The 14,436-nt window shown below is 71.6% G+C and carries 13 protein-coding genes; 6 read left to right on the forward strand and 7 right to left on the reverse strand.

Going from position 1 to position 14,436, the window contains the following annotated elements; all coding sequences use genetic code 11:
• Positions 1 to 101 precede the first annotated feature (101 nt).
• Together ASF08_RS22895 and ASF08_RS22900 are read right to left on the reverse strand one after the other, a co-directional pair.
• Positions 102 to 785: a hypothetical protein gene (locus tag ASF08_RS22895; RefSeq protein ID WP_056149862.1), complete on the reverse strand. Its 684-nt coding sequence runs from the start codon at positions 783 to 785 to the stop codon at positions 102 to 104.
• A 22-nt stretch (positions 786 to 807) separates the two neighbouring features.
• Complete coding sequence (locus ASF08_RS22900) at positions 808 to 1,827, reverse strand: hypothetical protein (protein WP_056149863.1); 1,020 nt, start codon at positions 1,825 to 1,827, stop codon at positions 808 to 810.
• A gap of 334 nt (positions 1,828 to 2,161) precedes the next feature.
• On the opposite strand from ASF08_RS22900, the gene ASF08_RS22905 reads away from it, so the two are divergent.
• Both ASF08_RS22905 and ASF08_RS22910 read left to right on the forward strand, forming a co-directional pair.
• Positions 2,162 to 3,637, forward strand: a complete 1,476-nt coding sequence (locus ASF08_RS22905; RefSeq protein ID WP_082473338.1) for an ATP-binding protein — start codon at positions 2,162 to 2,164, stop codon at positions 3,635 to 3,637.
• Positions 3,634 to 4,296 (forward strand): response regulator, encoded by a 663-nt coding sequence (locus tag ASF08_RS22910; RefSeq protein WP_018042257.1) that lies wholly within the window; start codon positions 3,634 to 3,636, stop codon positions 4,294 to 4,296. The genes ASF08_RS22905 and ASF08_RS22910 overlap by 4 nt, the downstream gene beginning before the upstream one ends.
• Before the next feature lie 37 nt (positions 4,297 to 4,333).
• Here the strand turns inward: ASF08_RS22910 and ASF08_RS22915 are convergent, their stop codons facing one another.
• Genes ASF08_RS22915 through tsaD form a run of 5 tightly spaced genes read right to left on the reverse strand, consistent with a single transcriptional unit; the run spans position 4,334 to position 8,216 of the window.
• Positions 4,334 to 4,750 (reverse strand): EVE domain-containing protein, encoded by a 417-nt coding sequence (locus tag ASF08_RS22915; RefSeq protein ID WP_056149867.1) that lies wholly within the window; start codon positions 4,748 to 4,750, stop codon positions 4,334 to 4,336.
• Between the two features lie 50 nt (positions 4,751 to 4,800).
• The gene (locus tag ASF08_RS22920; RefSeq protein WP_056149870.1) at positions 4,801 to 5,265 is read right to left on the reverse strand and encodes an opioid growth factor receptor-related protein; all 465 of its coding nucleotides are present in this window, start codon (positions 5,263 to 5,265) and stop codon (positions 4,801 to 4,803) included.
• Positions 5,262 to 6,251: an NAD(P)H-dependent glycerol-3-phosphate dehydrogenase gene (locus ASF08_RS22925; RefSeq protein ID WP_056149872.1), complete on the reverse strand. Its 990-nt coding sequence runs from the start codon at positions 6,249 to 6,251 to the stop codon at positions 5,262 to 5,264. Before ASF08_RS22925 ends, ASF08_RS22920 begins: the two co-directional genes overlap by 4 nt.
• A complete protein-coding gene (locus ASF08_RS22930; protein ID WP_056149877.1) occupies positions 6,248 to 7,153 on the reverse strand; it encodes a GNAT family N-acetyltransferase in 906 nt (301 codons plus the stop codon). The genes ASF08_RS22925 and ASF08_RS22930 overlap by 4 nt, the downstream gene beginning before the upstream one ends.
• A 19-nt stretch (positions 7,154 to 7,172) precedes the next feature.
• Positions 7,173 to 8,216, reverse strand: coding sequence for a tRNA (adenosine(37)-N6)-threonylcarbamoyltransferase complex transferase subunit TsaD (gene tsaD / locus ASF08_RS22935; protein ID WP_018042252.1), 1,044 nt, complete (start codon positions 8,214 to 8,216; stop codon positions 7,173 to 7,175).
• Between the two features lie 149 nt (positions 8,217 to 8,365).
• Between tsaD and ASF08_RS22940 the strand changes: the two genes are divergently transcribed.
• From ASF08_RS22940 to ASF08_RS22955, 4 genes are all read left to right on the forward strand, one after another.
• Positions 8,366 to 9,109: a uroporphyrinogen-III synthase gene (locus tag ASF08_RS22940; protein WP_056150185.1), complete on the forward strand. Its 744-nt coding sequence runs from the start codon at positions 8,366 to 8,368 to the stop codon at positions 9,107 to 9,109.
• Positions 9,110 to 9,211: 102 nt separating this feature from the next.
• Positions 9,212 to 11,455, forward strand: a complete 2,244-nt coding sequence (locus ASF08_RS22945) for a hypothetical protein (RefSeq protein ID WP_156629695.1) — start codon at positions 9,212 to 9,214, stop codon at positions 11,453 to 11,455.
• Between the two features lie 138 nt (positions 11,456 to 11,593).
• A complete protein-coding gene (locus tag ASF08_RS22950; protein WP_056149883.1) occupies positions 11,594 to 13,174 on the forward strand; it encodes a heme biosynthesis protein HemY in 1,581 nt (526 codons plus the stop codon).
• A 107-nt stretch (positions 13,175 to 13,281) separates the two neighbouring features.
• Positions 13,282 to 14,415 carry a DUF2336 domain-containing protein gene (locus ASF08_RS22955; RefSeq protein WP_056149887.1) on the forward strand — a complete coding sequence of 378 codons (1,134 nt, stop codon included), beginning with the start codon at positions 13,282 to 13,284 and terminating at the stop codon, positions 14,413 to 14,415.
• Positions 14,416 to 14,436 lie beyond the last annotated feature (21 nt).

Below are 14,436 nucleotides of genomic sequence, written 5' to 3' on the forward strand. Positions count from 1 at the left end.
CCTCTCTCCACAAGGGGGAGAGGGACGCCGTCTGCTTGTCAAAGCAGAGGTATGAAGCCAGCCGCTCAAGGGGAAAGAGCAGTACCGGCGAGCCCGCTCCGTCACTCGAACGACGCCGTGACGAACCGGTCCATCTCGTTCGCGGGCCGGTAGGGCTCCCGGCGCAGGGTCACGGAGCGTCCCGTGAAATCCGGGTCGTCCTCCCGCACCGCCTGGACCTTGCCGTCCGGTGAGACCCGGCTGAACGAGAAGAGCGAGACCGCGAGATTGTCGAACGCCGCTTCGGTGGACCGGAACCGGCCGGGGGCACCGTTCGCCCGCTCGAACAGCCGCAGCACCTCCCGCGCCTTCAGCGTAAAGATCCGTTCGTTCCGAAAATGCGTCTCGGCATGCCGCGCCTCGACCGTCACGCCGTCCAATCGGCCGTCGCGGTATTCCAGAAGGATCGGCGTGCGGTCCTTCTCGAGGTTCTGCCGGTCCAGGCTCACCAGATCGGTGGCGGCTTGCCTCATGGCCGAGATGTCGGCCGCCGACAGGGATGGACCCAGCTCGGCGATCATGGCGTCCACATCGGCGGCGGCCTCCGCGCCTCGGATGAGCGGCGAGGGCGCACCGTAGACCGGGTTCGCCACGACCGCGACCTCCTCCGGCGTGAGGCCGAAGACGAGGCGACCGATCCCGATACGAGGCGCCACCAGCCAGTCGGGATTCATGACGGTCCCCTGGCGACCAAGCGGATCGGCGAGGGCCGAGGCTGCCGCGAGGAGACAGGCCAGGACTGCCATGCACCGTCGCATGGCTCGCCCGTCAGAACTGGTTCGGCAGGTTTTTCACGGCATTGCCGAGGGCTTCCACGCTCTCGGCGATCTTGCGGCCGGCCGGGGCGAGGGACGGCACCTTCAGGCCGAAGATCTCGCTCTGTTCGGGTTCCGGCGCGGCGGCGGGGGCCGCTGCGGGTTCGGCGCTGGCCTCCTGCACGGGCTTGGCCGCCTTGACCGGCTTGGGCTTTGCCGCCGCCACGCTGGGCTTGGCGGCGGCGGGTTTCGCCACGACGCTGGCGGCGGGCTTGACCGGCTCGGCCTTGGTCCGGGCGGGCTCGGCGGGAAGCGACGCGAAACTGATCTCGGCCGAGCGAGCCTTGATCGTCTGGGCCGCGCTCGGGGCGATCACGGCGGCGACGCGGTTCGGCACGATGGGCGAGAGCGCGTTGGGCGGCAGGGCGAGACTCACCGGCTCGATCGGCGGCAATGCCTTCGAGCGCGGCACTTCGGCCTTGACGACGGGGGGAACGGGCGTCGCCGCCGCCAGCGTCACCGGAGCTTCGACCGTCGCGGGCGCTTCGACCTTGGCAGCGGCTTCGACCTTGGCAGCGGCCTGGACCGATGCGGGGCTCTGGACCTTCGCAGACGTCTCGGCCGTCGCCGGCTCCTCGACGAGGGCACGCCTTTCCACGAGTTGGATACCGGGATCACGGGGCGGCACGGACGATCCGGTGGCCGAGGCCAGGGCCGGCACGCCGTCGCGCAGGTCGGGCCAATCGGCGGCTTTGGCTTGGGGGCCTTGCGCCTTCTGCATCTGGTAGAGGTTCGGCCGCACCACCTGCGGGCCGGCGAGGCTGCCCATCGCCGAATAGGCCGCGTAGGACAGGCCGGCCACGGCCACGCAGCCGAGCGTCCCGAGGGCGATCATGCGACCGCGTGCGGCGGGCTTCGCCACGGGCTTCACCGGCCGCGCCAGTGCCGGCTTGGCCGGAGCCGGCTTGGCAGGAGCCGGCCCGCGGGAGCCGGTGTCGCGCCTTTCGCTCGGGTCGATGGCAACCTGCATCATCGGGCGAGATCTCTAGCAATGCTCGAAAAAAACGTTTGACCGTCACGGAATCGCGACGGCGTAGTGCCGACGTGAGGCCGACATTCGGGCACAAAGATGTCCTCGGACACCTCGCCAGTCACGCCCGTGTCGTCGCTCACATGAATCTCGATAAAGCATTGTCGCTTAACGCTCGGTATCCGGCGAGGACTTGAGGCCGACGACCATTTCCAGATGGCCTTGCGGCGGGGAGAAAGGAGCGCGGTGCGCGCCGTTCCGGATGCGCGCATTCCAAGCGGATGGGATATCGCTACAAGCGCGACGCCGCCCCCGATCCATCCCGGTACGATCGACGATGACCCTGTCTCCCCCCGGCCCTCCCCCCGTGGAAACCGCGAGTGGCGCCTCGCGACGCCCGACCTGGGCCGCCCTGCCGACGCGGGCACGCCTCGTCGTCCTCGTCCTCGCCATCGACCTCCTGGCCGCCCTCGTCTCCTTCAGCCTGATCGTGGTGAACGCCCGCTCGGCGGTGGAGGTGGAGATGAAGGCGGCTTTGGCCAATATCGAGCTGATCGTCTCCGATACGATCGGTCTCGCCCAGTCCGATTCGCCCGCGCGCCTGCTCCAGACCCTGGAACTGCGCGTCCAGGGGCTTCGCCACGTCCGGGTGGCGGTGTTCGATGCGGAGGGGCGCAAGGTGGCCCTCGCCAATCCCCGCCCCCGCCGCGAGACCCATCTGGCGCCACGCTGGTTCGCCGAGCTGATCGCCCCGACGCCGCAGCGGGACGACCTGCCCATCGTGGCGCAGGAGCAGCGGATCGGCACCGCCCTCATCACCACGGAGCCCCTCGACGAGATCGACGAGGTCTGGGGCTATACCGTCTCCCTCTCGCTGGCGAGCCTGTGCCTCAATCTCGGCCTGCTCGGCGCCCTCTACATCGCCTTCGGCCGGGTCCTCGCCCCCCTGACCCAGCTCGCCGACGGGCTGACCCAACTGGAGCGGCACGATTACACCGCGCGGCTCGACCCGCCGGCCTCGCGGGAACTCGCCGTCATCGCCGAGCGCTTCAACAGCGTGGCCGGGGCGCTCGCCGAGGCCCGCGCCGCGAACGGCCGCCTCAACCGGCAGCTTCTCACCGCCCAGGACGACGAGCGGCGCCGCACGGCCCTGGAGCTCCACGACGAGTTCGGCCCCTGCCTGTTCGCCCTGGAGGCGAACGCCGCCTCGGTGACGCGGATGGCGCAGGGCGCGACCGAGCCCGACCGCAGCAAGCTCGCCGCCCGCGCCGAGGAGATCAGCGCCATCGTCGGTCAGGTCCAGGGCCTCAACCGCGACCTCCTCAACCGCCTGCGCCCGCACGCCCTCGGGCAGGTGCCGCTCGCCGAGTGCCTGCAGCTGCTCCTGCGCAACTTCCGCAGCCGCCATCCGGGGACGACGTTCTCGGGGACGTTTACCGATCTCGCCCGCGGCTACGGCGACCTCATCGATCTCACGGTGTTCCGCTGCATCCAGGAGAGCATGACCAACGCCGTGCGCCATGGCGCGGCCCGCACCGTGACGGTGGAAGCGAGCGAGCGCGCGGCCGCCGACGAGCTCCGCCTCGTCATCCGCGACGACGGCTCCGGCCTGCCCGCCGACCACGGCACCCCGTCCGCCAGCCTCGATGGCGGGTTTCGCGGCGGAATGGGTTTATCGGGGATGCGGGAGCGCGTGGAAGCGCTCAGCGGCACATTTCGGCTTGACAATGCGGCGCCGGGGACGGTTGTCCGGATAGCGATACCGCTCGATCCCGAGCGGGCCGAGGACACGAGCCCGATCGTTCCCGCATGAACGCGTTCACACCGACATCGACCCAGGCGCCCGTCCTCGTGATCGACGATCATCCGATCGTCCTCCAGGGCTGCCGCCGCGTCCTCGAAGACGCCGGAATCGAGCGGATCGCCGAGGCCACCAGCACGGTGGCCGGCTATCGCCTGTTCTTCCGCCTGCGCCCGTCGATGGTGATCTGCGACCTGACCTTCCAGGGCAGCGGGCTCGCGGGTCTCGATCTCATCCGCCGGATGCGCAGCGCCTCGCCCGGCATCCGCATCCTCGTCTTCAGCATGCACAACGACCCGGTGATCGTCTCGCGCGCCCTGGAGGCCGGGGCGCTGGGCTACGTGCTGAAGGACCACGCCTCGGTGGAATTGTTCGAGGCGTTCGAGAAGGTCCGTTCCGGCCAGGTCTATCTCGACCGACGTCTGGCCACCGAGGTCGCCATGCTGCGCACCGATCCGCGCCGCACGCCCGAAAGCCAGTTGACCCCGCGCGAGCAGCAGATCCTCACCCGCCTCGCCCAGGGCAAGTCCTACGGCGCCATCGCGAGCGACCTGTCGGTGAGCTACAAGACCGTCACCAACGCCTGCTCGCAGATGCGCCAGAAGCTCGGCGTGCGGACGCTGGCCGAACTCATCCACGTGGCCGTGACCCAGGCGCAGCGGCAGGGCTGAACCGCGTCGCCGTCGTGACGGCGCGGGTGCCGGATGGTCAGCCCAGCCCGCCCATCTCCCGCACGATCGCCCATTCCTCCTCCGTCACCGGCTGCACCGAGAGGCGGGAATTGTTGGCGAGCACCATCGCCTTCAGGCGCGGCTCGGCCTTGATCGCCTCCAGGGTCACCGGACGCGCCAGCGGCTCGATGGCCCGCAGGTCGACCATGCCGAACCGGCCGGTCGGGTCGGTGTCGTCGGGATAGTAGGGGCGGATCACCTCGACGATCCCCACCACCGCCTTGCCCTCGTTGGAATGGTAGAAGAAGCCGCGCTCGCCCACCTGCATCGCCATCAGGTTGAGCTTGGCCACGTGGTTGCGCACGCCGTTCCAGGGCGTGCCGTGCTCCCCCGCCTCGACCTGCTGGTCCCAGGACCAGGTCTTGGGTTCGGATTTGTAGAGCCAATACGCCATCGCTCGCCTTTTCGATCGTCGCGCCTCCTTAGCGCGGGAAAGCGTGGCCGTCAGGCGTCGCGGAGGGCCGATCCCCAATAGCGCAGGCTGTCCTCGTTGATGGGCGCGCCGGCTTGCGCGTTGCGCGCGGTCACGAAGGCGTGGAACGCCTCCGCTTCGGCGGGACCGAGAAGGAGGCGGATCGCGGTGAGGATCCGGGTGATGCGCAGGTGGTTGTGGTCGTAGGGGCGGAGCCAGCCGTCGGTGCGGGTATAGAAGAGCCGCATCCGCGCCAGCGCCGCGCGCAGGCCCGCTCGCGCGGCCTCGTCGGCGCGGATCGCCTCGGCCTCGTCGCGCCCGAGCACCGGGGCGCCCGGCACCGCGCGGCTGGCCTCGGCCAGGGGAAAGCACCATTGGATGTAGTCGTGGACGCCCTCGATCCGCGCATCGTCGAAGGCGAGGATGTCGGCGAGGATGCGACGCGCACCGTCGCGCCCGTGACCGGCAAGGTAAGCGTGGATCGGCCCCGTGCTCATTCGGCTTCCCGCTTGAGCGGGCGGGCGAGGAGGCCCGCCACCACGGCGTCGACGCTGGCCTCCCCGGAGACGATGGCGGCCACCGCCTCCGCCACCGGCATCTCCACGGCGTTGCGCCGCGCCAGGGCGATGAGGGCGGCGGCGGTGAAGGCGCCTTCCGCGAGCTTGCCGCCGGAGGCTTCCTCCGGGGTGGCCCCGGCGCCGAGGCGCTGGCCGAAGGCGAAGTTGCGCGATTGTGGGGAGGAGGCGGTCAATACGAGGTCGCCGAGGCCGGACAAGCCCATGAGCGTCTCGGGCCGCCCGCCATAGGCGCGGGCGAAGCGCATCAACTCGGCGAAGGCCCGTGCGATGAGGGCGGCGCGGGCGCTCTCGCCGAGGCCGCGCCCCGCGACGATGCCGGAGGCGATGGCGAGGACGTTCTTGCCCGCCCCGCCGATCTCGACGCCGCGCACGTCGTCGGTGTGGTAGACGCGCAGAGCCGGGCCGGACAGGGCGGCGGCGAGGCGGCCGGCCAGATCGCCGTCCCCGGCGGCCAGGGTCACGGCGGTGGGCAGGTTGCGGGCGACATCCGCCGCGAAGCTCGGGCCGGACAGGACCGCCACCGACGCGCCGGGCATCGCCTCGGCGGCCACCGCGCTCATGAAGGCGTCGCTGCCGCGCTCGATCCCCTTGGCGCAGAGCACGATGGCCGCCTGCGGATCGATGGACGAGCCCAGGGTCCCCAGAACGCCCCGAAGGGTCTGGGCCGGCGTCACCAGCAGGACGATGCCCGCCCCGGCGAGTTCGCGCGCTTCGCCGGTGGCGCGGATGCCGTCGTGCAGCGTCACGCCGGGCAGGTAGCGGGCGTTCTCGCGGCTGGCCTGAAGCCGTGCGGCGGCCTCCCCGTCGCGCAGCCACAGGGTCACGGGTCGCCCCGTGGCCGCCGCCGCGTTGGCCAGCGCCGTTCCCCAGGCGCCGCCGCCCACCACCGCAATCCGGTCGCTCATGATCGATGATCCTCTGGCGCCTGGTCCCCCTCTGCGAACGCCCCCTCCGCCGAGAGGCGATAGAGCACGTGCGGCTGGAGGGGGTGGTCCGCCGGCAGGGCGGGATGGAGGAAGTCCTCCGAGAAAGCCATGCCGAGCCGCTCCATGACCCGCCGGGAGGGTGTGTTGCCGGTGGCCGTGAAGGCGACCACCGCCGGCACGCCGCACCGCCCGAACAGGTCGGCGAGGGCGAGCGTGGCGGCTCGCGTGGCGAGACCGCGCCCCCAGGCCGAACGGGCGAGGCGCCAGCCGATCTCCACGTTCGCCCCCGCGGTCTCTCCGCCCGCGAACGGCATCGGCCGGATGAGCCGCATGGCGCCGACGAAGCCGACGAACCCCTCCCCCGGCACCTCCACCGCCCAGGGGCCGAACCCGTCGGACTCGAAGCGCCGGTCGATGGCCCGCGCCTCGATCAGGCTCTCGCTCCGGTTCTTGGTGGAGGGGAAATGCCGCATCACCTCCGGATCGGCATTGAGCGCGGCGAAGGGCGCGTCGTCGGCCCTGATCCAGCGCCGGAGGACGAAACCCTGCCCCGTGAGCGAGGCGGGGGTCGAGGTGGGGACCGCGCGCCCGATCTTGCCGCGCCAGGCGAGGGAGCGCCGGTTCAGGAGCCCGAGATCGGCCTTCGCCGCCAGCACCGCCTCGCCGAGATCGATGGCGAAGGCCAGTCGGTCGGGCGGCATGTTGGCCCAGGCCGGCGGGGCGACGCTCTCGCGCCAGGGGCCGCCGCAGGCATTGTCGAGAAGGATGCGCGCGAAGCAATGATCGACGCGCACCGGCCATTCCGGCCGGGCACGGGCGGCCTGGGGAAGCCGCCGGTCGACGAGGTCGCGCCAGCGCCTCTGCAGGGCGACGGGCGGCACGGTCCCTGTCAAAACACCCTCAGGCAACCGCCGCCGCCTCGGCGAAGGGCCAGCGGGCGCGGGCGGGCGCGGTGAGATCGTCCACGAGGCCGAGGCGCAGGCGCTCGATCCCCGCCCAGGCGATCATCGCGCCGTTATCGCCGCAGAGGGAGAGGGGTGGGGCCACGAAAGTGAGGCCGGCCTCGTTGGCCTGTGTCGTCAGCGCACGCCGGATCGCGCCGTTGGCCGCGACCCCGCCGGCGGCGACGAGGGCGGTCGGATGGCCCGCGATGGAGCCGAATTCGCGCAGGGCGACACGGACCCGGTCCACCACCACGTCCACCACCGCCGCCTGGAAACTGGCGCAGAGATCGGCCACATCGGCGCCGGAGAGCGGGGCCAGCCGCTCGGCCTCGATCCGCAGGGCGGTCTTGAGGCCGGAGAGGGAGAAGTTCGGCTCGCGGCGGCCGAGCATGGGGCGCGGCAGGGCGAACCGCTCGGGATTGCCGGTCTCGGCCATGCGCTCGACCTCGGGGCCGCCCGGATAGCCGAGGCCCAGGAGCTTGGCCACCTTGTCGAACGCTTCGCCGATGGCATCGTCCACGGTGGTGCCGAGGCGGACGTAATCGCCGACCCCCTTCACCGCCACGAGCTGCGTGTGCCCGCCAGAGGCGAGCAGCAGCAGATAGGGGAAGCCGATGCCGTCGGTGAGCCGGGCCGTCAGCGCATGCGCCTCCAGATGGTTCACCGCGATGAGGGGCTTTCGCGCCACCAGCGACAGGGTCTTGGCGGTGACGAGGCCGATCAGCACCCCGCCGATCAGGCCCGGCCCCGCCGCCACGGCGATACCGTCCACCTGCGACAGCGTCATCCCGGCCGTGTCGAGGGCGCGGGCCACGAGGCGGTCGAGGACCTCCACATGGGCGCGGGCCGCGATCTCGGGCACGACGCCGCCATAGGCCGCGTGTTCGGCGATCTGGCTCAGCACTTCGTTGGAGAGGATGCGGCCGCGCCCATCCTCGCCCGGCATGACGATCGAGGCGGCCGTCTCGTCGCAGGTCGTTTCGATGCCGAGGACGTTCATGGCGATGCTTTGGACTTTACGGAAACGGAGGTCTCCACCCTAGCCGGGCATGGCGCCCGAGGGCAACGATGGGCACCCGCCGAGTGGACGTGTCATCGAAGCGGCTTGCCAACGCCGCGGCGAAGGGCGAATCCGGGGTGATGGTGGCGATGCGGATATGGATCGCGCGGCCCGAGCCGGGGGCCACGCGCACGGCCGGGCGGCTCGCCGCTTTGGGCTACGAGCCTCTGGTGGCGCCGGTCCTCGTGGTGGAGGCGACCGGTGCGCCCCTGCCTCCGGGCGTCTTCGACGGCATTCTCGTCACCAGCGCGAACGCGCTTCGGCAAGCCTCGCAGTGGCGGCCGATACACCACCTCCCCGTCTTCGCGGTGGGCGTGCGCACGGCGGCATTGGCGCGCGAATGCGGGTTCGTCTCCGTGAAGACGGCGGATGGCAACGCCGCCGATCTCGTCGACCTCGTGGTGCGGGAGGTCTCTTCGGGAGCCTCGCTCCTGCATCTGGCCGGAGAGGACCGCAAGGCGGAGCCGGCGGCATCCCTGACCCGAGCGGGATTCCGGGTGACGACCCACATCGCCTATGGGGCGCGACCGGTGGCCTCGCTGCCGACCGTCGTGGCGACGGCGCTCGGGCCCCCCTCCACCCTGACAGGCATGCTGCACTACTCACGAAGAAGCGCGGCCACGGCTTGCGAACTCGCTTGGCAAGCGGGATATGGCGGAGCTTTCGCGGCGCTCAGGCATTACTGCTTGTCGGCGGACGTGGCGGTTCCCCTGGCCCAGGCCGGGATCGCCCCCCATTTCGTCGCGGAACAGGCCAACGAGGAATCACTTCTCGCGGGTCTGACATCAGGTTTCCGACAAGCGGTCTCGCCGAGGCCGCGGCCTCGGTGTTAGGACGAACGCATACGCTGTGACCGCAGGGCGGCAGACCGAGCGCGACACGCGCCGGGGGTGCTTCATGCGGCAGACGCAAGTCGGGAAGGGAGCAAGACGCCCGTGAATCCATCCAACAGCGACGGAAAAGGTCCGGGAACTCCGACGGGGCCGAACGGCCCCAAGCCAGAAGCAGGCAAGCCCGAGGCGGCCAAGCCTGAGACGGCCAAGCCCGTCACGACGACTCCCGGCTCCACGACGCTCGGTGCCACGCCCCCCGGCGCGACCAATCCCGGTGCGGTCAAGCCGTCGACGCAGCCTGCGGCATTGCCGTCTCAGCCGGCCAGGACCGATGCACCCAAGCCCGCCGTGCCGCCGGTCTCGACGGCTCCCAAGCCTCCCGAAGCCAAGCCCCTGGAAGCAAAGCCGGGCGATACGAAGCCCGATGCCGCGAAGGCGGCTGCTCTCCAGAACGAGCCCGTCAAATCCGAGCCTCCGAAGCCGGCGGCATCGCCCTTCGACGCCGGCAAGGCCGGTGGTCTCAAATCCGAGCCCGCCAAATCCGAGCCTCCCAAGGCTGAGCCGTTCAAATCCGAGCCTCCCAAGGCCGCCGGTCCGGGCGCTGCGGGCGCAAATCCGTCTTCCATGAGGACCGACCCGCCGAAGACCGGCGCATCCGGCAGCGGCGCTCAGTCCATGTCGTCGAAGGCGGATCTCACCGATGGGCCGATCATCGACCTGAAGGCCAAGCGGGTTCCCGATCCGGCCGAGGCCGCGAAGACCGGCTCCGCGTCGAGCGCGACGAAGCCCTCCGGCTCGGGCACCTTCACCACGAGCGCGGACAAGGCCTCCTCCCCGTCGGATGCCAAGCCCACTGGCTCCGATACCAAGCCCACTGGCTCCGATGCCAAGCCCGCCGGCTCCGATACCAAGCCCGCCGGCTCGACGACGCCCAAGATCGGCCCGGCCGTTGCCGCGACCGAACCCAAGCGCAGCGGCGCCGGCTTCGGCTCGGTAGCGGCGGCTGGGCTCCTCGGCGGCGTGATCGGCGCGGGCCTGCTCTTTGCCGTCGAGCGTTCCGGTGCCCTTGGGGTCGCTGACGACGGGCGCATCGCCGCCCTCGACCAGAAGATCGCGACGCTCGCGCCGAAGGACGCCCTTGCCGCCCTCGACAGGCGGATCGGGGCCAACGAGGCCACCCTGAAGCCGCTGCCGGAGGCCATCCGCTCCGCCGATGCGGCCGCCAAGGACGCGTTGCAGAAGGCGGGTTCCGTCTCGGCGAGCCCGCCGGCCGAGGGGTCCGCCCCCGCGGCGGCCCTGCCGCAGGATCTCGTCGCCCGCCTCGACGGGCTCGACCAGCGCGTGGCCGCCCTGCAGGAAGAGCCCGGCCGCGACCAGTCCGGCAACGCCGCCCTCACCGCGATCTCGCCCCAGGCGCTGTCCGGCCTCGACGACAGGCTTAAGGCCGTCGAGGGCAAGGTGGAGAATGCGGCCAAGCCCGCGTCCGACGATGCCCTGGCGAGCCAGGTCACCGCTCTGAAGGGCGACCTCGAGAAGAGGACCAAGGCGAGTTCGGAGGCGGACGAGGCCCTGACCCAGAAGCTCGCCAGTCTCCAGCAGACCCTGGAAGCGCGGGTGAAGGCGGCCACGGAAGCGGTCCAGGCAGCGACGCAGGCGAGCCAGCAGGCGGTCGACGCCAACAAGACGCAGGCGGCGGAAGCGGCCAAGGGCGTCGAGCGTCTCCTCCAGGCTCAATCCGAGAAGATCGCCGGCCTCGACAAGGCCGTGGCCACCCGTGCGGAGGCCTCCACCGTCCAGGCCGCCATGCGGGTCGTGGCGGCGGATCGCATCGTCGGCGCGCTGAACACCGGCTCGCCCTATGCCGATGCGCTGGCGGCCCTGCGCAGTTCCGAGCCGGGTGATCCGGCGCGGCTTACCGCCGTCGCGGCCTTCGCCGACAAGGGCGCCCCGACGGCGCGGAGTCTGGCGGCCGAGTTCCGCCCCATCGCCGAGCGGATCGCCGCGATCCGCAAGGCGGCCCAGGCGAAGTCGGTGGCCGAGACCGGCGACATCAAGCAGCGCCTGATGAGCATGGCCGAATCCATCGTCCAGGTCCGCAAGGTCGACGCTCCCGCCGCCCCCGGCGAGGCCGCGGCCGAGGACGCCGTGCCGAAGGTGCAGGACGCCCTGGATCGCGGCGCCATCGCCGAGGCGGCCAAGGCTTTCGCCGGCCTGCCCGAGGATGTGCGCACGCAGTTCGGCGAGTTCGGCACCAAGCTCGCCTCGCGCGCCGCGGCGGGTGACGCCGCGCAGGCGCTGCTGGCGGATGCGTTCAAGGCGCTGCCCTCCACCGGCGCCGCCCGGTGAGGATCGCCCCTCCGGTTCGGCCGTCCGGCATGCCGGGCGGTAGAACCTCGATCATCATCTGTGGGCGCGGCGCGCCCGCCTTTCCCGATACGCGCGTCCCCTCCCCGGCCGACGCCACCTTCCGGAGTTCGTGATCCCATGTGGCGCGCCCTCGCCTTCCTAGCCCTTCTCGCCCTCGCCGCCTTCGGGGCGACGTGGATCGCCGACCGCCCCGGCACGGTCACCATCGTCTGGAACGGCTACGAGCTCGCCACCAGCCTCGCCATCGCCCTGATCGGCGTACTCATCGCCGCCATCGTCATCGGCTTCATCTGGGCCATCGTGCGGGGCATCATCACCCTGCCGGAGACCCTGGTCCGCGGCTCCAAGGAGCGGCGCCGGGCCAAGGGCTTCTCCGCCCTCTCGCGCGGCATGGTCGCGGTCGGCTCGGGCGACCCGCTCGCGGCACGGCGGCACGCCAGCGATGCCGAGCGCCTGCTCGGCGCCGAGCCCCTGGCGCTCCTGCTGAAGGCGCAGGCGGCGCAGATTTCCGGCGACCGCGAAGCGGCGGAACACGCGTTCCAGCGCATGGCCAACGATCCAGAGACGCGGGTGCTGGGCCTGCGCGGTCTCTTCGTCGAAGCCCGCCGCCGCGAGGACGACGTCGCTGCCCGCGCCTATGCCGCCGAGGCCGCACGCCTCGCCCCCAGCGTCACCTGGGCCAACGAGGCCATGCTCGAGGCGCAATGCGCCGATGGCGATTGGAGCGGTGCCGTCCAGACGGTGGAGCGCCGCGCCTCCTCGGGCCTCATCGAGAAGGGGCTCGCCCGCCGCCAGCGCGCCGTGCTCCTCACCGCCGCCGCCCAGACCCGCGAGGCGGGTGAACCCGAGGCGGCGACGCAGCGCGCCCTCGACGCGGTGAAGCTGGCGCCGGACCTCGTCCCCGCCGCCTGCGTCGCCGGACGCCTCCTGGCGCGGCGCGGCGACCTGAAGAAAGCCGCCAAGATCGTCGAGGCGGCCTGGCGCGCCAATCCCCACCCGGATCTCGCCAAGGTCTATCTCGGCCTGCGGGTCGGCGATTCCGTGCGCGACCGGCTCGCCCGGGCGGAAAACCTGGCGCGGATCTCCACCTGGCATCCCGAAGCCCGCCTCGCTCTGGCGCAGGCGGCCCTGGAAGCGCAGGAATTCGGCAAGGCCCGCGAGGCCCTGTCGCCTCTCATGGCGGACCGCCCCACGGTGCGCGCCTGCCTGACCATGGCGAAGGTCGAGGAAGCCGAGCACGGTGCCGGCTCCGGCCGGGCGCGCGAATGGCTGGCCCGCGCCGCCCATGCCCCGCGCGATCCGATGTGGATCGCGGACGGGGTCGCCTCGGAGCGCTGGGCGCCGGTCTCGCCGGTCACCGGCCATCTCGACGCCTTCGTCTGGAAGGCACCGACCGAACTGCTCGAAGGCCCGTCGGACAACGACGTGACCGGCGACCTCGACGACGGGGACGACCGCAGCCAGCCGGCGCTCGCGACCTCGATTCCGGGCACGGAAATGCCGGCCCCGGTGAGTGCACCCGTGGCCGCGCCGACGAAGCTTGCCGAACCGACGGCCGTGAACGGGGCCAAGATGGCCTCGGCCCCCTCCGCGCCGTCCACCGGACCGATGGCGCCGGGCGCCGCGACACCGGTGGTGTTCCCGCCGCCGAAGGGGCCCGATTCCACGGCCGAGACCAAGGCCCGGCTGGTCGGCTGATCCCGCAATGGGGCAAGAAGGGCGCCGCCGCGGCGGCGCCCTTTAAAGGTCGGTTCACGCAAGCTCGCTAAAGCTGTGTCCAGCGAGTTCTGCGTAAACGAAGTGCCATGTCCCCATCTCTCGACGATGCGCCGGACTTCTCCGGCCTGATCGAACTGTCGCGTCTCGGTGACCTCGATCTGAAACCTGTCATCCTCCGGGTGCAGACCGATCTGTTCCTCACCGCCTCGGTGCGGGACCGGAAGACGGTGGAGGCGTTCGAATCCCTCGCCGGCGGTCTCATCCCCACCGTCGACGACGAGACGGCGGAGATCGTGGCGCGCAAGCTGGCGCCCTTCCCCGCGACCCCGCAATCCGTACTCGCGGCGCTCGCCGCGCGCGGCGGCGAGATCCGGGATCTCATCATCGCGCAGGCGCCGGACCTCTCGGCCCGCGTGATCGAAGCCGCCCTCGCCGACGGCTCCGACATCGCCGCCGCCATCGCCCGCAGGGCCGATCTGAGCCGCAGCCTCATTGAGGAAATGGCCTCGCGCGACGTGGCCGCCATCGATCTCGCCCTGGCCGAGAACTGGCAGCTCGCTCTTCAGGGCACCACCATCGCCCTCCTCGTCGGCCGCGCGCGGACGAAGCCCGACCTGGCCCAGGCGCTTCTCGCCCGACCGGATCTCGCCCCGGGGGACCTGGCACCGCTGTTCCTCTTCGCCGACGAAGAATTGCGCGAGGCGATCGGCCGGGCGGTCGGTTCGCGCGCGGCCCTTCGGCCGTCGCCCCCCATGCCGCGCGAGGCGGGCGCCGTCCTCACCGGCTTCTCGGGCAGAAACGATGTGGCCGGTTTCGTCGCGGCCCTCGCCGAGATGCTCGGCCTGCCGCGCAACTTCCTTGGCGCGACGCCGGATCCGAGCCAGCGCTACGAACTCCTCACCCTCGCCCTTCGCGCGGCCGGACTGCACGAAGAGGAGGCGGTGTATGTCTTCCTCACCCTCAACGAGACCGTGGCGCGTTCCGTGGACCGGGTCTACGACCTGGTGAAACTGTTCCGCACCATCCCCAGCGGCGCGGCCCGCGACCTTCTCAGCGCGGTCCTCGACAAGCCGCTGCCCGAGCGGCTCAACGGCGGCACTGCCCACCAGCCCTACACCGCCCCCGATGCGGTCCGCCCGCGCATGGCGCCGGCCGCCGCAGAGCGTGCGCCGCTTCGTCCCGCCCTCCCCGGCCGCGTGAGGCAATCGGCGTCGAACTGACCCTCGCCGGGGCCTCGCCTC

The organism is Methylobacterium sp. Leaf85, assembly GCF_001422125.1.
Classification (GTDB): Bacteria; Pseudomonadota; Alphaproteobacteria; order Rhizobiales; family Beijerinckiaceae; genus Methylobacterium; species Methylobacterium bullatum.

Excerpts from the sequence above, each read along its gene's own strand:
- ASF08_RS22895 (WP_056149862.1), bottom strand. The coding sequence starts at position 785 with ATGGCAGTCCTGGCCTGTCTCCTCGCGGCAGCCTCGGCCCTCGCCGAT.
- ASF08_RS22900 (WP_056149863.1), bottom strand. The coding sequence starts at position 1,827 with ATGATGCAGGTTGCCATCGACCCGAGCGAAAGGCGCGACACCGGCTCC.
- ASF08_RS22905 (WP_082473338.1), top strand. The coding sequence starts at position 2,162 with ATGACCCTGTCTCCCCCCGGCCCTCCCCCCGTGGAAACCGCGAGTGGC.
- ASF08_RS22910 (WP_018042257.1), top strand. The coding sequence starts at position 3,634 with ATGAACGCGTTCACACCGACATCGACCCAGGCGCCCGTCCTCGTGATC.
- ASF08_RS22915 (WP_056149867.1), bottom strand. The coding sequence starts at position 4,750 with ATGGCGTATTGGCTCTACAAATCCGAACCCAAGACCTGGTCCTGGGAC.
- ASF08_RS22920 (WP_056149870.1), bottom strand. The coding sequence starts at position 5,265 with ATGAGCACGGGGCCGATCCACGCTTACCTTGCCGGTCACGGGCGCGAC.
- ASF08_RS22925 (WP_056149872.1), bottom strand. The coding sequence starts at position 6,251 with ATGAGCGACCGGATTGCGGTGGTGGGCGGCGGCGCCTGGGGAACGGCG.
- tsaD (WP_018042252.1), bottom strand. The coding sequence starts at position 8,216 with ATGAACGTCCTCGGCATCGAAACGACCTGCGACGAGACGGCCGCCTCG.
- ASF08_RS22940 (WP_056150185.1), top strand. The coding sequence starts at position 8,366 with ATGCGGATATGGATCGCGCGGCCCGAGCCGGGGGCCACGCGCACGGCC.
- ASF08_RS22950 (WP_056149883.1), top strand. The coding sequence starts at position 11,594 with ATGTGGCGCGCCCTCGCCTTCCTAGCCCTTCTCGCCCTCGCCGCCTTC.
- ASF08_RS22955 (WP_056149887.1), top strand. The coding sequence starts at position 13,282 with ATGTCCCCATCTCTCGACGATGCGCCGGACTTCTCCGGCCTGATCGAA.